The 19025-nt window shown below is 62.3% G+C and carries 17 protein-coding genes; 8 read left to right on the top strand and 9 right to left on the bottom strand.

The features are described 5' to 3' along the window. Window positions 1-20: 20 nt before the first annotated feature. Window positions 21-467 carry a type II secretion system major pseudopilin GspG gene (gspG, locus tag INT12_RS12345; RefSeq protein ID WP_193040095.1) on the bottom strand — a complete coding sequence of 149 codons (447 nt, stop codon included), beginning with the start codon at window positions 465-467 and terminating at the stop codon, window positions 21-23. A 151-nt stretch (window positions 468-618) separates the two neighbouring features. On the opposite strand from gspG, the gene INT12_RS12340 reads away from it, so the two are divergent. Beyond that, window positions 619-1512 carry a LysR substrate-binding domain-containing protein gene (locus INT12_RS12340; protein ID WP_017846615.1) on the top strand — a complete coding sequence of 298 codons (894 nt, stop codon included), beginning with the start codon at window positions 619-621 and terminating at the stop codon, window positions 1510-1512. Between the two features lie 5 nt (window positions 1513-1517). On the opposite strand, the gene INT12_RS12335 is transcribed toward INT12_RS12340, so the two are convergent. The 5 genes from INT12_RS12335 to INT12_RS12315 all read right to left on the bottom strand — a co-directional run bounded on the left by INT12_RS12335 (window position 1518) and on the right by INT12_RS12315 (window position 6675). Next, window positions 1518-2087, bottom strand: coding sequence for a GNAT family N-acetyltransferase (locus tag INT12_RS12335; protein ID WP_046485995.1), 570 nt, complete (start codon window positions 2085-2087; stop codon window positions 1518-1520). Window positions 2088-2107: 20 nt separating this feature from the next. Continuing rightward, on the bottom strand, window positions 2108-4363 hold the full coding sequence (locus INT12_RS12330; RefSeq protein ID WP_017846617.1) for an Orn/Lys/Arg decarboxylase N-terminal domain-containing protein: 2256 nt from the start codon (window positions 4361-4363) through the stop codon (window positions 2108-2110). Window positions 4364-4565: 202 nt separating this feature from the next. After that, window positions 4566-5306, bottom strand: a complete 741-nt coding sequence (dnaQ, locus tag INT12_RS12325; RefSeq protein ID WP_193058863.1) for a DNA polymerase III subunit epsilon — start codon at window positions 5304-5306, stop codon at window positions 4566-4568. 70 nt (window positions 5307-5376) lie between these two features. Further along, entirely contained in the window at window positions 5377-5829 is a 453-nt protein-coding gene (gene rnhA, locus INT12_RS12320; RefSeq protein ID WP_017846619.1) for a ribonuclease HI, read from the bottom strand. An 87-nt stretch (window positions 5830-5916) separates the two neighbouring features. After that, on the bottom strand, window positions 5917-6675 hold the full coding sequence (locus tag INT12_RS12315) for a class I SAM-dependent methyltransferase (protein ID WP_017846620.1): 759 nt from the start codon (window positions 6673-6675) through the stop codon (window positions 5917-5919). Window positions 6676-6740: 65 nt separating this feature from the next. Between INT12_RS12315 and gloB the strand changes: the two genes are divergently transcribed. The 7 genes from gloB (at window position 6741) to INT12_RS12280 (ending at window position 16625) form a co-directional block, all read left to right on the top strand. Next, window positions 6741-7508, top strand: coding sequence for a hydroxyacylglutathione hydrolase (gene gloB / locus INT12_RS12310; RefSeq protein ID WP_193040096.1), 768 nt, complete (start codon window positions 6741-6743; stop codon window positions 7506-7508). Between the two features lie 98 nt (window positions 7509-7606). Continuing rightward, complete coding sequence (locus INT12_RS12305) at window positions 7607-9019, top strand: lytic transglycosylase domain-containing protein (RefSeq protein WP_026139979.1); 1413 nt, start codon at window positions 7607-7609, stop codon at window positions 9017-9019. 234 nt (window positions 9020-9253) lie between these two features. After that, entirely contained in the window at window positions 9254-11083 is a 1830-nt protein-coding gene (locus INT12_RS12300; RefSeq protein ID WP_126586697.1) for an extracellular solute-binding protein, read from the top strand. After that, a complete protein-coding gene (locus INT12_RS12295) occupies window positions 11080-12912 on the top strand; it encodes an extracellular solute-binding protein (RefSeq protein WP_102618075.1) in 1833 nt (610 codons plus the stop codon). Before INT12_RS12300 ends, INT12_RS12295 begins: the two co-directional genes overlap by 4 nt. Then, window positions 12913-13986: a microcin C ABC transporter permease YejB gene (locus tag INT12_RS12290; protein ID WP_017846625.1), complete on the top strand. Its 1074-nt coding sequence runs from the start codon at window positions 12913-12915 to the stop codon at window positions 13984-13986. A gap of 1 nt (window position 13987) precedes the next feature. Then, the gene (locus tag INT12_RS12285) at window positions 13988-15007 is read left to right on the top strand and encodes an ABC transporter permease (protein WP_017846626.1); all 1020 of its coding nucleotides are present in this window, start codon (window positions 13988-13990) and stop codon (window positions 15005-15007) included. A gap of 1 nt (window position 15008) precedes the next feature. Then, window positions 15009-16625, top strand: coding sequence for an ABC transporter ATP-binding protein (locus INT12_RS12280; protein WP_193040097.1), 1617 nt, complete (start codon window positions 15009-15011; stop codon window positions 16623-16625). Window positions 16626-16661: 36 nt separating this feature from the next. On the opposite strand, the gene ubiT is transcribed toward INT12_RS12280, so the two are convergent. The 3 genes from ubiT to ubiU are packed head-to-tail and all read right to left on the bottom strand — an operon-like array spanning window position 16662 to window position 19019. Further along, a complete protein-coding gene (gene ubiT, locus INT12_RS12275) occupies window positions 16662-17129 on the bottom strand; it encodes a ubiquinone anaerobic biosynthesis accessory factor UbiT (protein WP_017846628.1) in 468 nt (155 codons plus the stop codon). Beyond that, window positions 17123-18013 carry a U32 family peptidase gene (locus INT12_RS12270; RefSeq protein WP_193040098.1) on the bottom strand — a complete coding sequence of 297 codons (891 nt, stop codon included), beginning with the start codon at window positions 18011-18013 and terminating at the stop codon, window positions 17123-17125. The genes ubiT and INT12_RS12270 overlap by 7 nt, the downstream gene beginning before the upstream one ends. Window positions 18014-18023: 10 nt before the next feature. Further along, window positions 18024-19019 carry a ubiquinone anaerobic biosynthesis protein UbiU gene (gene ubiU, locus INT12_RS12265; protein ID WP_017846630.1) on the bottom strand — a complete coding sequence of 332 codons (996 nt, stop codon included), beginning with the start codon at window positions 19017-19019 and terminating at the stop codon, window positions 18024-18026. Window positions 19020-19025: the final 6 nt, after the last annotated feature.

Here is a 19025-nt window from a genome sequence, read left to right as displayed (position 1 = left end):
GATGGGTAATGCCAGATGAATCAGTTGTCGCCGTAGGTAATATCCTTGTTATCCCCGACACCGCCCAACGTCCGATCCTTGCCGAAGGAGAACAGGTCGAACGGAACCTGGGGTTGGCTCGGCGGAAAGTGATACTGATAAGCAACACCCCACGGATCGGTCAGCAGCTCCTCGTTGACATAGGGGCCTTTCCAATTCGCGTCGGCGGCGGGCGGCTTGATCAACCCCTCCAGGCCTTCCTCATCGGTCGGATAGCGGCCAGTGTCTTGATGGAAGTGCTCGACGGCCTTGCCCAGCTCGGCGACCTGGGTCTTGGCCGTAGCGATTTCCGTCAGGGTCATCTCGCCAAACAGCCGCGGCCACAATGCCAGGGCCAACACGCCGATGACGACGAGTACCACCAGCACCGCCCACCGCGTAAAGCCGCCGTGGGTGCGCCGGTTGCCGACTATGACTGGTGCAGACATTCTGAGCTCCCTTGTCGCTCGGTTGATACGCTCGTTATATGCCCTGCTTGTTGCAGTTGCGCAAGGCTAACGTAAGTCGATGCGAATCAACGCTCCCGCTGTTTTTTTCCAGGCCATTGAATCCCGGCCCTGCTGACCCTAGACTCCGGCCATGCGTTTACGTCATATCGAAGTGATTCAGGCCATCTTGCAGACCGGACACCTCGGCACGGCCGCCGAATGGTTGCAGCTTTCTGTGGGCGATGTGGACGCGACGCTCAAGGACGCCGAGCAGCAATTGGGCTTTATGTTGTTCGCCAGCGTGCGTGGACGCCTGCAGCCAACACGGGAAACCCTGGAGTTACAGGCGCAAATCGCCCATGTGTATGAAGCGCTGGAGCCGGTACAACGCTTGGCCAGCCGCCTGAAGCACCATCACGCGCCAACCCTGCGTGCCCTGTGTACGCCGCCCCTGGCCAATCAACTGCTGCCGCAAAGCATCGCCGTGCTGCGCCGACGCTTCCAGGACACGCCGTGCAACCTGTCGAGCCAGCCGACCCGCGAGATTGTCAGGAGCCTGTTGCTGCACGAGGCCGACGTGGGCCTGAGCCTGCATGACCCGGAACATCCGCAAATCCAAAGCAGCGTATTGGCCCAGGGCAAACTGCAACTGCTCGCGCCCCATGGCTGGCTCAAACCCAAGCAGAAGTACATCGCCCTGCAGGACCTGGCCGGGCAGTCGATGATCGGGCTGGAGGGCCAGGACCCGCTCAGTCGCCTGCTCGACGCCAAGCTGCAAGCCCTGCGCCCGCTGCCGGTGGTGCAGACGCGGGTGCAGACTTACCAGATGATGCGCAGCATGGTGGAGGCCGGTGAAGGCCTGGCGATCGTCGATCCGTTCACTGCGTTCGGCGCCCGGGAGGCCGGGCTGGACGCGTGCCCGGTATCGCCGCCGATCATGGTCAGCCTGTATGCGCTGACCCTCCGGGAGGGCGTGACCTCACCGGCACTGAATGCACTGCTGGAGATTGTCACGCAGAAAGCCGAAGGCCTGCTCGCGAGCTGAACGCGTCAGACCGCCTCGACTTCCGTCTTGAACAAGCGATACCAGAAAATCGCCACCTCACGGGTTTGCGGGTCGATCCCGCGATAGCGCAGGTGGTCGATCCCGCCCACCACGTACCCACAACGCTCATACAGGCGGCAGGCGCCGAGGTTGTTGTTCTGGGTCTCCAACATCATGCCCGGCAGGTTTTTCTTGCGACTCCAGAACTGCGCTACGTCCAGCAGCGCCTTGGCCACGCCGTGACGGCGCGCGGGCAACGCCACGGCCAGCTCATCGACGTGCGCGAAGCCATTCCAATTGGTACTGACCACGACATGCCCGACCGGTCTGTCGTCCAGAAAGGCCATGAAGATCGCGCTGTCGGGCGCGTCGCGAAAGCTGGCGAACTCCTCCGGGTCGATGCCGTAGCACTTGCGGTACGGCAGGATGCGCTCCACGAGCCACTGTTCGACCCGCTTGCCCAGCTCCGGCACGCCATAGGCGCTGACCTCAAAACTGAAATCATTGCCCCATACGTAGGCGTCGAAGCCCTCGTCGGCGACCCGCACACTGAGCCCTGGATACTTCGGGTTCATTACAGCTTGCATAAACATCCTTATCCCTTGATGCAATCGACGGTGTAACAACGACCACTGCCGTCGTCTTCGTGTTGCAACCCATGAACATCCGCGACAAAGCCGGGGAAACTGCTATCGAACGTGCGGGCAAAGGCCAGGTAGTCGATGATCGAACGCGTTGACTCGGTAAAGCGCTCACCCGGCATGATCAACGGAATGCCCGGCGGATAAGGCACCAGCATCACCGCGGCGATGCGCCCAGCCAAGGCATCGATGGACACCGCCTCGACGTCGCCCCTGACCAATTGGTCATAGGCGTCGGCCGGTTTCATCGCGATTTCGGGCAACACGGTGTACATCCGCTTGAGGTGTTTGGCGGTGGCGTTGCTACGGTAACAGCTATGTAATTGGTCGCACAGGTCGCGCAGCCCCAGGCCTTGATAACGCACTGGGCCCTGGGCAAATACCGAAGGCAGGCAACTGGCAAGGCTGACATTGGCGTCGTAGTTGCGTTTGAATTCCAGCAATTCGGTGAGCAAGGTACTCCATTTGCCCTTGGTGATGCCCATGGAAAACAGCACGAGGAACGAATACAGGCCGGTTTTTTCCACCACCAGGCCACGCTCCCAGAGGAATTTGCTGACCACCGCAGCGGGAATCCCGCAGTCGCTCAACGCGCCGCCGGCAGTGAGCCCGGGCATCACCAACGTGACTTTGATGGGGTCCAGCAGCACGTAATCTTCGGCCACGTCGCCAAAGCCATGCCAGTCATCCTCGGGCTGCAACAGCCAATCCGCCGTGGCGACCCGGTCGATGCCGGCCACGGACGGCGGCTGCCAGATGGAAAACCACCAGTCTTCGGCAGCGATGTGCTGGCGCAGGTTGGCCAGGGCACGGCGGAAGCTCAAGGCTTCGTCGAACATTTCCTGCAGCAGCGAGCGCCCCGCCGGGCCTTCCATCATCGCCGACGCCACGTCCAGCGAGGCGATGATGCTGTATTGCGGCGAGGTGGAGATATGCATCATGAACGCTTCGTTGAACCGATCGCGGTCCAACTGCCGAGCGCCGCCGTCCTGCACATGGATCATCGAGGCCTGGCTGAATGCCGCCAGCAACTTGTGCGTGGAATGCGTGGTGAACACCAGCGGGCTGTCCGGCGTGCGCGACGTGCCCATGCCATAGCGCCCGGCAAAGAACTCGTGGAACGCCGCGTAGGCGTACCAGGCCTCGTCGAAGTGCAGCACCTCGACACTGTTGCCCAATTGCTGCTTGATCAGCTCGGCGTTGTAGCACAGGCCGTCGTAGGTGGAGTTGGTGACCACCGCCAGCTTCACTTTCGCCGGCCGCCCGCGGGTCAATGGGCTGGCCTCGATCTTGGCGCGGATCGACGCGGGGCTGAATTCACTGAGGGGAATCGGGCCGATAATGCCCAGTTCGTTGCGCTCCGGGCACAAGTACAGCGGGATCGCGCCGGTCATGATGATCGAGTGCAATACCGATTTGTGGCAGTTGCGGTCGACCAGCACCAGATCATCTCGAGCGACCATCGAGTGCCAGACGATCTTGTTGGCGGTCGAGGTGCCATTGATCACAAAGAAGGTGTGATCGGCACCAAAATTCCGCGCAGCACGCGCTTCGGCTTCGGCCAGCGGCCCGGTGTGATCGAGCAGCGAGCCCAGCTCCGGCACAGACACGGACAGATCGGAGCGCAGCGTGTTTTCCCCGAAGAACTGATGAAACGCCTGCCCCACCGGGCTTTTGCGATAGGCCACGCCGCCACCGTGACCGGGGGTGTGCCAGGAATAATTGGAGTCGGCGGTGTGTTGTACCAGGGCTTTGAAGAAGGGCGGCAGCAGGCCATCAAGGTACGTGCGCGCGGCGCGGGCGACTTGCCTGGCGAGAAACGGCACGGTGTCTTCGAACAGGTAAAGAATGCCGCGCAGTTGGTTGAGTTCGCTCATCGCATCAGCCGGGGCGTTTTCCAGGGTGACTTGTTCACCCAGGGCGAAAATCGGCAGGTTGGGCGCCCTCAGTCGCGCGAGGCGGATCAGTTCGACCATGTTTTGCAGCAGATGGGTGTTTTCCCCAGCACCTTCGGCGGCGATCAGCATGCAGGCCAGGCCATGGTGGGTCGAGGCCACCAGCCGGCCTTCGGCATAGTCCACCGCAGAAAAGATACTGAAGCCCTCTTGTTCCAACTCTTGAGCGATACCCCGAACCCGGTCGCCGGCAACGGTGTCGGCCTTGATGTCGCGATGCACGATAAGGATGGGGAACTTCAGGTCTTTGTACATGGGGGCTTTGAGTCCTGAGGATGATGCACTCAGGGTAGAAGCTGTGAGCGGATGTAGCGAATGAAGATTTTGAAAGCAGCGACTCACCAATGTGGGAGGGAGCTTGCTCCCGATAGTGGCGGGCCAGTCGACATTGATGCAACAGATCCACCGCTATCGGGAGCAAGCTCCCTCCCACATTGCTGGATTGCGCTCAGCCAGATTATTGCTGGGTCAGTTGGGTCCACAACGCCGGCGCACCCGCCGACTTGGCAATCGCTTCGAGCCGCGCCGCATGCTCGGCCAGGTCCTGCGCGCTGGCGCGGATGATCGGCGTCGGTTTGCGATCCGCCGGCAGGCGACGGATTTCCGAAGGGCGATTGCCCGAACCCTCCGCCGAACCGGCACCGTCGGAGGCATTGCCGGCCAGGGACAGGCTGGTCTGCCCGCCGGTCATGGTCAGGTAAACGTCGGCCAGGATCTCGGAGTCGAGCAACGCGCCGTGCAGCTCACGGCCGGCGTTGTCGACGCCATAGCGTTTGCACAAGGCATCCAGGCTGTTGCGCTGGCCCGGGTGACGCTCACGGGCCATCATCAAGGTGTCGAGGATCGAGCAGTGCCGGGAAATATCCGCGCGATCCGTCTGCCCCATCAGGGCAAATTCGTTATTGATGAAGCCGACGTCGAACGCCGCGTTATGGATGATCAACTGCGCGCCGTTGATGAACTCGAAGAACTCGTCGGCGACTTCCGCGAAGCGCGGCTTGCCTTTGAGGAATTCGTCGGTGATACCGTGGACGCCGATCGCGCCCTCGTCACTTTCGCGGTCCGGTTGCAGGTAGACGTGGAAGTGACGACCGGTGAGGCGACGGCCCATGAGTTCGACACAGCCGATTTCAATGATCCGGTGACCATCGGTCACCGGCATGCCGGTGGTTTCGGTATCGAGTACAACAGATCGGATGGCCATCAGGGTTCAGCTCTCAACGGTGTGGTGTATTTCAAGGGGCGCAATCTTAACACGTCAGGCGGCATCAGCCCTGCTTGTAGCCCCGCACTTCGTCGACGCCACGGTTGGCCAACTGGTCGGCACGCTCGTTGCCATGGTGGCCGATGTGCCCGCGCACCCATTTCCAGGTGATGTTATGGCGGTTGCATTGCTCATCGAGCAGTTGCCACAGGTCGGCGTTCTTGACCGGCTCTTTGGCCGCCGTCTTCCAGCCGCGTTTCTTCCAGTTGACCATCCACTCGTTGATGCCCTTCATCACATATTGCGAGTCGGTCACCAGCAGCACGTCGCAACGCCGCTTGAGCTCTTCGAGGCCGCGAATGGCGCCCATCAGCTCCATGCGGTTGTTGGTGGTGTTGGCTTCGCCGCCCCACAATTCCTTCTCCACGCCCTTGCACACCAGCAAGGCGCCCCAGCCGCCGGGGCCAGGGTTGCCTTTACAGGCGCCATCGGTGAAGAGTTCAACGCTATCGGTCATCGGTTACATCCATCAAAACGGGTTGCCGGGCTTAGGCCGGCAGTATCCCGAGGCCGACTGATCCGGCCTGAAATCAAAAAGAGGGTTCTACGGTTGGCTTTGCTTGCGGTTGACCTTGGCCATCGGCATCGGCACCAGCTTGCCCATGGGTTGGCGTAGCACCTGACGCACCGGCCGCAGCCCGACCACGATCTTGCGTGCGACCAGTAAATAGAAGCCGCCACCCGACAGCTGCCAAGCCCCCGCCCGACGCTCCCAGCCGGCCAGACGGGCCTGCCACTTGGTCGACGCCAGCGGCGGACGATAGCACCCGAAGCGGCGTTTCTCCAGTGCGAAGCCCAGCAGGTTCAGCCAGTCCCCCACCCGCGACGGCGAAATGCAACGGGCCTGGCGCAGGCCGTCATGGGCGAACACATGGCGCAGGCCCCAGCTGCTCCAGGGGTTGATACCGACAATCAGCAAATGGCCACCTGGACGCACGCTGCTGGCGGCTTCGCGCAACAAACCATGGGGTGACAGGCAGAAATCCAGGCCATGCTGCAGCACCACCACATCGGCGGCGTGCTCGCTCAACGGCCAGGCCTGCTCTTCGCAGACGATCTCCACCCCCGGCAACGGCGCGCCCAGGCGCACATTGCGTTGCACCTGCGGCGCGGACGGCGGCGTCTGGGCCGACGGGCCGTAATGCACCAGGTAACCGCCAAAGAACCGGCCCAGCTCGTCTTCGAGCATGCGCCGTTCTTCATCCAGCAAAAATTGCCCGATCGGCCCGGACAGCCAGTCACGGGCCGCGCTGATCAGGGCCAGCCATTCAGGATCGGCCTGGGCGAACGCTTTATCAGTCATTGCATTCTCCAACTCGCCTAGACGTTCTAAGATGCACCAATGTGTTCAGCTTGGCGAATCGAAGAATGATACAGATCAGTGCCCTGCCCGCCTTCACCGATAACTACATCTGGTTGTTACAGGAACCCCAGTCCCGCCGTTGCGCCGTGGTCGACCCCGGCGATGCCGCCCCCGTGCTGGCCTGGCTCAAGCAGAACCCGGGGTGGACGCTCAGCGACATCCTCGTCACCCACCATCACCATGATCATGTGGGCGGCGTCGAAGCGCTGAAACGCGTGAGCGGCGCCACGGTCTACGGTCCGGCCCACGAAACGATCCCGGCGCGGGACGTTGCCCTGCAGGACAACCAGCGCATCAGCGTGCTCGGCTGGGACTTCGCGGTGTACGCCGTACCCGGCCACACCCTCGGCCATATCGCCTTTTACCACCCAGGCGTGCTGTTCTGCGGCGACACGCTCTTCGCCGGCGGTTGCGGCCGCCTGTTCGAAGGCACGCCGGCGCAAATGCATGCCTCGCTGCAACGCCTGGCCGCCCTGCCCGCCGACACGCGGGTGTACTGCACCCATGAATATACACAGAGCAATCTCAGGTTTGCCCAGGCAGTGGAACCGGACAACGCCGATATCGCCGAACGGGTGGAAAACGTCAACCGACTGCGCGCCCGTGGCGAGATCACGCTGCCATCCAACCTGGCCCTGGAAAAACGCACCAACCCGTTCCTGCGTACCGCTGAAACATCCGTTAAACAAAAAGTGGACGAACGGAACGGCCGCGACAACCGCTCTGGGGACGAGGTATTTGCTAGCTTGAGGGCTTGGAAAGATAAGTTCTAACGTGACGCAATCTGATACGTAATTTCTGAATGGTTGACCGGAACCAAAGCGCTTTCTAGAATCGCCCGACATTTTTGCCCGGAACTTACTTCCAGCCAATGTCGTCATCTACTCGTAAATCCAATCATTCAGACGCATTGACCCGCCTGGCTCAAGCCGTGGCGGTGGCTGTCTCCGCAACTCTGGCGGGCTGCCAATCGACAAATTTCGCTGCACAATCCACCGTGCAACCCAAACCGAATCTTGCTGCCAAGATCAAGCAAAAACCTATTTGGCTCTCAGAGAAGCCGAGCCCCGAAGCGCCCCAGGATGTCTGGGAACGCATGCGTCGGGGCTTTCAATTGCAGGACGGCCTCGGCGTCAACCCGCGTATCGAGCAACAACGCCTGTGGTTCGCCAGCAACCCGTCCTTCCTGGAGAACGCCGGCGAACGCGGCAGCCTCTACATTCATTACATCGTCGAACGCCTTGAAGAACGCAACATGCCCCTGGAGCTGGCGCTGCTGCCAGTGATTGAAAGTGCCTACAACCCAATGGCCTATTCGCGCAGCGATGCCGTCGGCTTGTGGCAGTTCATTCCCTCCACCGGGCGCTACTTCAACCTGCGCCAGACCCGCGCCTACGACGGTCGTCGCGATATCACCGCGTCCACCACCGCCGCCCTGGACTATCTGACACGTCTGCATGACATGTTCAACGGCGACTGGCTGCTGGCCCTGGCCGCGTATAACGCCGGCGAAGGCACGGTAAGCCGGGCGATCGAGCGCAACGAGAAGCTCGGCCTGCCGACCGACTACTGGAACCTGCCCCTGCCCCAGGAAACCAAGGACTACGTGCCCAAGTTCCTGGCGCTGTCCCAGGTGGTGCTGGCCCCCGAGGCCTACGGCATCAACCTGAACCCGATTGCCAACACGCCGTACTTCAAAATGGTTGAAGTCAAGCAAAGCATGGACCTGTCACGGGTCGCCGCGCTGGCCGAGATCGACGAAGACGAACTGTTCCAGCTCAACCCGGCGCTGAAACAACGCACCACCCTGGACGGTCCCCAGCATTTGCTGGTGCCCAGCTCCAAGGCACAACTGCTGACCAGCAGCCTTTCGGCGATGAAGCCTGAAGAATTGCTGGCATTACGCCCTAAAAAGCCGGTTTTCGACGAAGTCGAGAGCAAATCCGTGGCCGGTCGCAGCCGTAGCTACAAAGTGCGCAACGGCGACAACCTGACGCTGATCGCCAAGGCCAACAAGGTCGACGTGCATGACCTGCAGCGCTGGAACAAGCTCAACGGCCAGGCACTCAAGGTCGGCCAGACCCTGGTGATGCAGGACACGCGCAAGCTGGTGGCCAAGGCCGACAGCAAGAAGCCGGTGCAGTACAAGGTCAAGAAAGGCGACTCGCTGTATATCGTCGCCAAGCGTTTCAACGTCGAGATGCAACATCTCAAGCGCTGGAACCCACGCACTGGCATGGCGCTCAAGCCTGGGCAGATGCTGGTGGTTTCCGGGCCAAGATAAACCGCAGGCAAGCGCGCTCCTGTGGGAGCTGGCTTGCCTGCGATGCAGACACCGAGGTGTATCAGTTACATCAGGGTGATGCCATCGCAGGCAAGCCAACTCCCACATTTGATCTCTACGCCGCTCAATACCTCGCCAGCCTCCTGCCACCCTTCCCAACAGCCTTTTTCCAACGGGAACAAGCTGTTACTGTACCGATCATAAAGCCCAAGCTGCCTGGATCGGATCTCTGACTTGACGCGTCCCCTCCTTCTACTAATAAGTCTGGCCTTGAGCTTTGCTGCGCACGCGACGATTACCGAAAGCCACGGTTATGCGCAGTTCGGCACGCTCAAGTACCCGACCAAATTCACCCACTTCGATTGGGTAAACCCTGCAGCGCCGAAAGGCGGGACGTTGCGGGTCATGGCGTTTGGCACGTTCGACACCCTCAACCCTTATACCTTCAAAGGTTCGAGCCCGGTTTCCACACCGAACTTCCTGCAATACGGCGTCAATGAGCTGAACGAACCGTTGATGGTCGGCACCGGCCAGTACGCGCCGTCCGGCGATGAGCCGACCTCCAGCTACGGGCTGATTGCCCAATCGGTGGAGTACAGCGAGGACCGCAGCTGGGTGGTGTTCAACCTGCGCCCGGAAGCGCGCTTTCACGATGGCAAGCCGATCACCGCGTATGACGTGGCGTTTTCCTATCGCACCCTGCTGACCGAAGGTCATCCGCAGTACCGCACCAACCTGCAGGAAGTCGCGCGGGTCGACATCCTCAACCGCCACCGTATCCGTTTTGTGTTCAAGCGCGCCGGCAACCCGTTGCTGATCCTGCGCCTGGGCGAACTGCCGGTGCTGCCCCAGCATTACTGGAAAAACCGCGACTTCAAGGCCACCACCTTCGAACCACCGCTGGGCAGCGGGCCCTATCGCCTCAGCAAGGTCACCCCAGGCCGGCAACTGGTGTTCGAGCGGGTCAAGGACTATTGGGGCAAGGACCTGCCGGTCAACCAGGGTTTCTATAACTACGACAAGGTCGAAGTGGAGTTCTACCGCGACAGCGACGTCGCCTTCGAAGCCTTCAAGGCCGGCGAGTTCGATATCTATATCGAGCATCAGGCCAAAAACTGGGCGAATGGTTATGACTTCCCGGCGGTCAGCCGCGGCGACGTGATCAAGGCGCAGATCGCCCACCAGATCCCGACCCAAAGCCAGGGCCTGTTCATGAACACGCGGCGCCCGACGTTCAGCCAGGCCAAGGTGCGTGAAGCCCTGGGGCTGATGTTCGACTTTGAATGGACCAACCGCACCCTGTTCAGCAACGCCTATAAACGCACCTTGAGCTATTACCCCAACAGCGAATTTTCGGCGACCGGCGTCCCGGTCGGCCATGAATGGTTGATGCTCTCGCCCTACCGCGACCAACTGCCGGCCAATCTCTATACCCAACCGTTCAGCCTGCCCCGGACCGACGGGCACGGCATCCCTCGCGAGACCTTGCGCCGTGCCCTGGCCCTGCTCGGCGAAGGCGGCTGGAAGCTGTCCGGGCAGCGCCTGCTCAACAAGGACGGGCAACCGCTACGCTTCGAGATCCTGCTGGTCAACCCGAACCTGGAGCGCATCCTGCAGCCCTACGTGGAAAACCTGAACAGTGTCGGTATCGACGCGCGCCTGCGCACGGTCGACCGGGCGCAGTACAAACAACGCCTTGATCAGTTCGACTTCGACATGATCCTGATGACCCTCAACCAGACCCTCAGCCCCGGCCTTGAGCAGTGGCAGTACTTCCACTCCAGCCAGGCGGCGATCAAGGGCAGCAAGAACTACGCCGGCATCGCCAACCCGGTGGTCGACCGCCTGCTCGAACAACTGCTGGCGGCACACACCCGCGACGAACAACTGGCCGCCGGCAGGGCCCTGGACCGGGTCCTGCTGTGGCAGCACTACAGCATTCCCAACTGGTACCTCAACTATCATCGCCTGGCCTACCGCAACCGGTTCGCCTTTGTCACCACGCCGCCCTACAGCCTGGGCCTGAGCGCGTGGTGGCTGAAAGCTTCGGAGAAAGCCCAATGATGTCTTTGCGTACGGCACTGCTCGGCAGTCTGTTGCTCTGCACGGCGGCCAACGCCGCCCCGCAACATGCGCTGACCCTCTACGACGAGCCACCCAAGTACCCCGCCACCTTCAAGCACTTCGACTACGTCAACCCCGATGCCCCCAAGGGCGGCACCTTTCGCGAGTCGAGCATGGGCGGTTTCGACAGCCTCAACCCCTACATCAGCAAGGGCGTGCCGGCGGACAATATCAGCCTGATCTACGACACCCTGGCCATGCAGAGCCTGGACGAACCCATCACCGAATACGGCCTGGTGGCCGGCAAGATCGAAAAAGCCCCGGACAACAGCTGGGTGCGCTTCTACCTGCGCCCCGAAGCACGCTTCCACGATGGCCACCCGATCCACGCCGAAGACGTGGTGTTCACCTTCCAGATGCTGATGAAGGAAGGCTCGCCGCTCTACCGCACTTACTACGCCGACGTCGACGAAGTGGTCGCCGAAGACCCGCTGCGGGTGCTGTTCAAGTTCAAGCGCACCAACAACCGCGAATTGCCGCTGATCCTCGGGCAACTGCCGGTATTGCCCAAGCATTGGTGGGCCACCCGCGACTTCACCAAGGGCAACCTGGAAATCCCGCTGGGCAGCGGGCCGTACAAGGTCGCCGAGGTCAAGGCCGGGCGCATGATCCGCTACGAGCGGGTCAAGGACTACTGGGCCAAGGACCTGCCGGTCACCCAAGGTTTCTACAACTTCGATCAGCGCATCACCGACTATTACCGTGACAGCACGGTAGCCCTGGAAGCGTTGAAGGCCGGGCAGTTCGACTACTGGCTGGAGTTCAGCGCAAAGAACTGGGCCAACGCCTACAACATTCCGGCCGTGGCCGAGGGGCGCCTGGTCAAGGAAGAGATCCCCAACGGCAACCCCACCGGCATGCAGGGTTTCGTGTTCAACACACGCAAGCCGATGTTCCAGGACGTGCGCGTGCGCAAGGCCATCAGCCTGTTGCTGGATTTTGAATGGAGCAACAAGCAGCTGTTCAACGGCGCCTACACCCGCACCCGCAGCTACTTCGAGAACTCGGAGATGGCCGCCACCGGCCTGCCCGGCCCGGACGAACTGGCGATCCTCGAACCGCTGCGCGACAAGATCCCCGCCGAAGTCTTCACCCAGGCCTTCGAACCGTCCAAGACCGACGGCAGCGGCATGATCCGCACCCAGCAGCGCGAGGCCTACCAACTGTTGCAGGAAGCCGGCTGGCGCATCGTCGACGACAAGATGGTCGACGCCACCGGCAAACCGGTAAGCATTGAATTTTTGCTGGCGCAGACCGAGTTCGAACGCATCCTGCTGCCCTTCAAGCGCAACCTGGCAGACCTGGGCATCGACCTGGTGATTCGCCGGGTCGACGTCTCGCAATTCGTCAATCGCCTGCGCTCGCGGGATTTCGACATGCTGGTGGGCAGCTTCCCGCAGTCCACCTCGCCGGGTAATGAACAACGCGAATTCTGGAAATCCTCCAGCGCCGACAAGCCCGGCAGCCGCAACTACATGGGCCTCAAGGACCCGGCCGTCGACCAACTGGTCGAAGAACTGATCGACGCCGACTCGCGCAAAAGCCTGATCGCCCATGCCAAGGCCCTGGATCGCGTGTTGCAATTTGGCTACTACGTGATCCCCAACTGGCACATCAAGACCTTCCGCGTGGCGTACTGGGACCATCTCGGTCATCCCAAAGTGCCACCGCGTTATGACGTCGGCACCGCCACCTGGTGGGCCAAACCCGACGTCAAACCTGCCACCACCCTGGACACGAGCGCCGACCCGGCGAGCGGAGGCGATTAAATGCTGGCCTATATCATTCGCCGCCTGTTGCTGATCATCCCCACGTTGTTCGGGATTCTGCTGATCAACTTCGTCATCATCCAGGCCGCCCCGGGTGGCCCGGTGGAGCAGATGATCGCCAAGCTCGAAGGCTTCGAAGGCGCCACCAGCCGCATTGCCGGCGGCGGCGCCGAAGTCGCGGTGGCCGGCTCCAGCTACCGTGGCGCCCAAGGCCTGGACCCGGCGCTGATCAAGGAAATCGAAACCATGTACGGTTTCGACAAGTCGGCACCGGAACGCTTGTGGATCATGGTCAAGAACTACGCCCGGCTGGATTTCGGCGACAGCTTCTTTCGCGACGCCAAGGTCATCGACCTGATCAAGGAAAAGATGCCGGTGTCGATCTCCCTCGGGCTGTGGAGCACGCTGATCATGTACCTGGTCTCGATCCCGCTGGGGATCGCCAAGGCCACGCGACACGGCAGCCACTTCGACGTATGGACCAGCTCGGCGATCATCGTCGGCTACGCGATCCCGGCGTTCCTGTTCGCGATCCTGCTGATCGTGGTGTTTGCCGGCGGCAGTTACTTCGACTGGTTCCCCTTGCGCGGGCTGACCTCCAACAATTTCGATGAGCTGAGCTGGGGCGGCAAGATCCTCGACTACTTCTGGCACCTGGCGTTGCCCATCACCGCGCTGGTGATCGGCAACTTCGCGACCATGACCCTGCTGACCAAAAACAGCTTTCTCGACGAGATCAACAAACAGTACGTGGTCACCGCCAAGGCCAAGGGCCTGACCAACCACCGCGTGCTCTACGGCCATGTGTTCCGCAACGCCATGCTGCTGGTGATCGCCGGTTTCCCCTCGGCGTTCATCGGGATCTTCTTCACCGGCTCGCTGCTGGTGGAAGTGATCTTCTCCCTCGACGGCCTCGGCCTGATGAGCTTTGAAGCCGCGATCAACCGCGACTACCCGGTGGTGTTCGGCACGCTGTTTATCTTCACCCTGCTCGGGCTGGTGGTGAAACTGATCGGTGACCTCACCTACACCCTGGTCGATCCGCGTATCGACTTCGCCAGCCGGGAGCATTGAGATGAATCTGTCCCCCCTCAATCGCCGCCGGTTCGAGCGGTTCAAGGCAAACAAACGTGGCTGGTGGTCGCTGTGGCTGTTCCTGATCCTGTTCGGCCTGAGCCTGGGCGCCGAGCTGATCGCCAACGACAAACCGCTGGTGGTGCATTACGACGGCGACTGGTATTTCCCGGCGCTCAAACGCTACCCGGAAACCACCTTCGGCGGCGAGTTCCCTCTGGAGGCCAACTACAAGAGCCCGTATATCCAGGAGCTGCTCAAGGCCAAGGGCGCGTGGACGCTGTGGGCGCCGATCCCGTTCAGCTATCAGAGCATCAACTACGACCTGAAGGTGCCAGCCCCCGCGCCGCCGTCTTCGGTCAACCTGCTGGGCACCGATGACCAGGGCCGCGACGTCTTGGCGCGGGTGATCTATGGCTTTCGCGTGTCGGTGCTGTTTGCCCTGACCCTGACCGTGCTCAGCTCGATCATCGGCGTGATCGCCGGGGCCCTGCAGGGCTTCTATGGCGGCTGGGTCGACCTGGCCGGGCAACGCTTCCTGGAGATCTGGTCGGGCTTGCCGGTGCTGTACCTGCTGATCATCCTCGCCAGTTTCGTGCAGCCCAACTTCTGGTGGCTGCTGGGGATCATGCTGCTGTTCTCGTGGATGAGCCTGGTGGACGTGGTCCGCGCCGAGTTCCTGCGCGGGCGCAACCTGGAATACGTGCGCGCGGCCAGGGCACTGGGCATGCAGAACGGCGCGATCATGTTCCGCCATATCCTGCCCAATGCCATGGTCTCGACCATGACCTTCATGCCGTTCATCCTCACCGGCGCCATCGGCACCCTGACCGCCCTGGACTTCCTCGGCTTCGGCCTGCCGGCGGGTTCGCCGTCGCTGGGGGAACTGGTGGCCCAGGGCAAATCCAACCTGCAAGCGCCGTGGCTGGGCATGAGTGCCTTTGCCGTGCTGGCGATCATGTTGAGTTTGCTGGTGTTTATCGGCGAGTCCGCTCGCGATGCCTTCGACCCGAGGAAATGAGATGAATCAGGACAATCTGATCGAAGTCCGCGACCTCTGCGTCGAGTTCGTCACCGGCGAGCATCACCACCGCGTGGTGAACCACGTCAGCTTCGACATCAAGCGCGGCGAAACCCTGGCGCTGGTCGGCGAAAGCGGCTCCGGCAAATCGGTGACCGCCCACTCGATCCTGCGCCTACTGCCCTACCCCTTGGCGCGGCACCCCGCCGGCACCATCGAATACGTCGGCCAGGACCTGCTGACCCTCAACGAAAAAACCATCCGGCATATTCGCGGCAACCGCATTGCGATGATCTTCCAGGAGCCGATGACCTCGTTGAACCCGCTGCACTGCATCGAGAAGCAGATCAACGAAGTGCTCGGCCTGCATAAAGGGCTGACCGGCAAAGTCGCGACCCGGCGCACCCTCGAGTTGCTCGAACTGGTGGGCATTCCCGAGCCGCATAAACGCCTCAAGGCGCTGCCCCACGAACTGTCCGGTGGCCAGCGCCAACGGGTGATGATCGCCATGGCCCTGGCCAACGAGCCGGAGCTGTTGATTGCCGACGAACCGACCACCGCCCTCGACGTGACGGTGCAGTTGAAGATCCTCGAGCTGCTCAAGGAACTGCAGGCGCGCCTGGGCATGGCGTTGCTGCTGATCAGCCACGACTTGAACCTGGTGCGGCGCATTGCCCACCGTGTGTGCGTGATGCAACAGGGTTGCATCGTCGAACAAGCCGATTGCGAAACCTTGTTCCAGTCGCCGCAGCACCCTTACACCCAGGAACTGCTCGCCGCCGAACCCAGCGGCGGGCCGGCCGCCACCGCCGTCGGGCCACCGTTGCTGGAAGTGGACGACTTGAAAGTCTGGTTTGCGATCAAGAAAGGCTTTTTGCGCAACACCGTCGATTACGTCAAGGCGGTGGACGGCATCAACTTCAGCCTGCCCCAGGGACAAACCCTGGGCATCGTCGGCGAAAGCGGCTCGGGCAAGTCCACCCTCGGCCTGGCGATCCTGCGCCTGATCGCGAGCAAAGGCGGGATTCGCTTCGAAGGCCAGCAACTCGACCGCCTGACCCAGCAACAGGTGCGCCCGTTGCGCCGGGAAATGCAGGTGGTGTTCCAGGACCCATTCGGCAGCCTCAGCCCGCGCATGTGCGTCAGTGAGATCGTCGGCGAAGGCCTGCGCATTCACAAGATGGGCAGCCCGGCGGAGCAGGAAGCGGCGATTATCGCAGCGCTCAAGGAAGTCGGCCTCGACCCGCAGTCGCGGCATCGCTACCCCCACGAGTTCTCCGGCGGCCAGCGCCAACGCATCGCCATTGCCCGCGCCCTGGTGCTCAAGCCGCGCCTGATCCTGCTCGACGAACCGACCTCGGCGCTCGACCGCACGGTGCAGCGCCAAGTGGTGGAATTACTGCGCGGTTTGCAGGCCAAGTACAACCTGACCTATCTGTTCATCAGCCATGACCTGGCGGTGGTGAAAGCGTTGAGTCACCAGTTGATGGTGGTCAAGCATGGGCAGGTGGTGGAACAGGGCGACGCGCCGACGATTTTCGCCAACCCGCAGCATGCCTATACCCGGCAGTTGCTGGAGGCGGCGTTTCTGGTGCCGACGCCTTACCCAGGGCCGTGACCTATCCGTTCAGCGCGAAAGGATAGGTCGCTCGCCTCAGGCCGCCAGCCCGCGCCCGGCCCGCTCCAGGTTGCGCCACAACCAGCCCGGCAGCACGTCCGGGTCCAGGCTGTCGATCAGGTTCTTCAAGCCCAGCCCCAACTCCGTGTCGCCTTCAATCACCAAGCGACGCCGGAAGAACAAGGTGTCCGGATCTTCCTGGCGACTGGCCAGCAACAAGAACTCGCGCCAGTTACCACTGATGGTCACCTGGGCCTCGGCTTTTTCAGCGATGCGCAAGCCATCCCGCGCCAGCGTCAGGTACCAGCACAGCCCAAGGTCGGGGATGCGCAGGCACATCCAGCGCCCGCGCAGCAGGTCGAAGCCGCCGTCGCGCAACGGCTCGGCCAGGCAGCGGTTGAGGCCTTGCTGCAAGGCCAGGCGCTGCACCCGAAACGGCACGTGGCGCACCAGCGGCAACAAGCGATCGGCGCCCTTGAGCAGCCATTGTTTGCGACTCAACACAGGCCCACCTCCTCGACCCGCAGCATGCCGGCCTGGCCATGCCAATAACCGTTGCAACCGTCGACGCACAACGGCGGCATCGCGCCCTGGCGCACCTGGTCGAACGCCTGGACCACGCCGACCATCCCTTCGGCGCGTGGGCTCAGGCGCAACAGGTCAGCGCCACACGCGACCAGGCCGGGGTAATCGGCGAGCAGGTTGGTGACATCGGCCGACATCGTCTGAATCCCGTTCAAGGTGAACAACGGTTGCCCTTCCTGGCTGGTCAGGGCCATGCCGTCGGGGTAGTTGATGCAACAGAACTGGCAATCGTCCTTGGGCCGGTTTTCCGCGCGGGCGGTGAAGCAACGGGCCGAGTACGCCAGGGGCAAATGCCCATAGGCGAAGATCTCCACTTCGGGCAGCGGCCGGCCGAGTTCGCGCACCTGTTCCAGCACATCGGCGATCAGGCTCTGCGAGCACTCCACCGGCGGCACCCAGCGCTGCATGCCCGCATCGAGCAATTGCACCAGGGCGTGGCCGTTGTACAGGTTGAGCGCCGGGCCGCCGGCAAAGGGCAACTTGCGCTCGATCAGCAACTGCACCGCGCCCATGTCGTTGGCCTCGACCAGCACCTCGCCGTTATCGCACAGGCGGCGCAGGCTCGACAGTTCAGAGGCAGCTTCGATCAAGGTCAGGCTCGACAGCACGATCTGCGCCGGGCTGCACGACTGCAACTCGCGGCCCAGGCCCAACCATTGATCCAGGGAAAACGCGCGGCGTTTGGAGCACACGGTTTCCCCCAGGTAAATCACGTCCAGGGGCAAGCCGGCCATGTCTGAATAGAAGCGCCCCAAGTGTTCCTTATCCCAATAAAACAGCACCGGTCCCAGGCTGAGCTTCATCTGTGTTTCCTCATTGCCATGCGCGATGGTAAGCACCCAGGGTGGTCTGGCTGCCTTCGGAAAGTCCGGCCAGCACCTGGCGCCACTGGTCCTTGACCACAAAATTGGCCGGGGCGCTGCGGTGGGCGTCGAGGGCGGCGCGCCAGACTCGGGTGACTTGTTCCACATAGGCCGGGCTGCGTTGCCGGCCTTCGATCTTCACCGCCTCCACGCCGATGGCGCTGAGTTCGGGCAACAGGTCCAGGGTGTCGAGGCTGGTCGGTTCTTCGAGGGCATGGAAGCGCTTGCCGCCGACCAGGAAGCGGCCTTTGCACAAGGTCGGGTAGCCGGCCGGTTCCTCCGGGGTGTAGCGGTCGATCAGCACTTCACTGAGGCGCGCGCTGAGGCCATCGGCGTCGTCGCTCCAGCGCACCGCCTTGGCCGGTGAGCACACGCCGCACAGGTTGGGCGACTCACCGGTGATATACGACGACAAGTGGCAACGCCCTTCGGCCATGATGCACAGGCTGCCGAAGCCGAACACTTCGATCGGCACCACGCTGCTCGCCGCCACCTGTTTGACCTGGGCCAGCGACAGCACTCGCGGCAGCACCGCGCGGCGGATGCCATAGCGTTCGACGTAGAACTTCAGCGCCGCCGCATGGGTGGCGGAGCCCTGCACCGACAAGTGCAACGCCATCTGCGGATGGTGCGCGGCAGCATAGCCGAGCACACCCGGGTCGCCGGCGATCAGCGCATCCACGCCATGATCGGCCGCACGGTCGACGGCGCGTTGCCAGCGTGACCAGATCTTCGGTTGCGGGTAGGTATTGACCGCCACATACAGCTTGCGCTGGTGCTGGCGGATATGGGCGACGGCGGCGTCGAACTGCTTGTCGTCCATGTTCAGCCCGGCGAAATGCCGGGCATTGGTGTCATCGCGAAAACCGACATACACCGCATCGGCGCCTTGGCGCACCGCGGCTTTCAGCGCAGGCAGGTTGCCTGCCGGGCAGACCAGTTGCATGGAGAC

Source organism: Pseudomonas sp. K8 (assembly GCF_014889455.1).
Lineage (GTDB): Bacteria > Pseudomonadota > Gammaproteobacteria > Pseudomonadales > Pseudomonadaceae > Aquipseudomonas > Aquipseudomonas veronii.
Note: the sequence above shows the minus strand (reverse complement) of the source record. Positions and strands in the feature narration are given on the sequence as shown.

Bases quoted from the DNA above. Each gene is read 5' to 3' on its own strand.
- rnhA (WP_017846619.1), bottom strand. From the start codon at position 5,829: ATGACCGATAGCGTTGAACTCTTCACCGATGGCGCCTGTAAAGGCAAC.
- ubiU (WP_017846630.1), bottom strand. From the start codon at position 19,019: ATGCAACTGGTCTGCCCGGCAGGCAACCTGCCTGCGCTGAAAGCCGCG.
- INT12_RS12290 (WP_017846625.1), top strand. From the start codon at position 12,913: ATGCTGGCCTATATCATTCGCCGCCTGTTGCTGATCATCCCCACGTTG.
- INT12_RS12270 (WP_193040098.1), bottom strand. From the start codon at position 18,013: ATGAAGCTCAGCCTGGGACCGGTGCTGTTTTATTGGGATAAGGAACAC.
- INT12_RS12330 (WP_017846617.1), bottom strand. From the start codon at position 4,363: ATGTACAAAGACCTGAAGTTCCCCATCCTTATCGTGCATCGCGACATC.
- gloB (WP_193040096.1), top strand. From the start codon at position 6,741: ATGATACAGATCAGTGCCCTGCCCGCCTTCACCGATAACTACATCTGG.
- INT12_RS12340 (WP_017846615.1), top strand. From the start codon at position 619: ATGCGTTTACGTCATATCGAAGTGATTCAGGCCATCTTGCAGACCGGA.
- INT12_RS12280 (WP_193040097.1), top strand. From the start codon at position 15,009: ATGAATCAGGACAATCTGATCGAAGTCCGCGACCTCTGCGTCGAGTTC.
- INT12_RS12295 (WP_102618075.1), top strand. From the start codon at position 11,080: ATGATGTCTTTGCGTACGGCACTGCTCGGCAGTCTGTTGCTCTGCACG.
- INT12_RS12335 (WP_046485995.1), bottom strand. From the start codon at position 2,087: ATGAACCCGAAGTATCCAGGGCTCAGTGTGCGGGTCGCCGACGAGGGC.
- INT12_RS12315 (WP_017846620.1), bottom strand. From the start codon at position 6,675: ATGACTGATAAAGCGTTCGCCCAGGCCGATCCTGAATGGCTGGCCCTG.
- gspG (WP_193040095.1), bottom strand. From the start codon at position 467: ATGTCTGCACCAGTCATAGTCGGCAACCGGCGCACCCACGGCGGCTTT.
- INT12_RS12305 (WP_026139979.1), top strand. From the start codon at position 7,607: ATGTCGTCATCTACTCGTAAATCCAATCATTCAGACGCATTGACCCGC.
- INT12_RS12285 (WP_017846626.1), top strand. From the start codon at position 13,988: ATGAATCTGTCCCCCCTCAATCGCCGCCGGTTCGAGCGGTTCAAGGCA.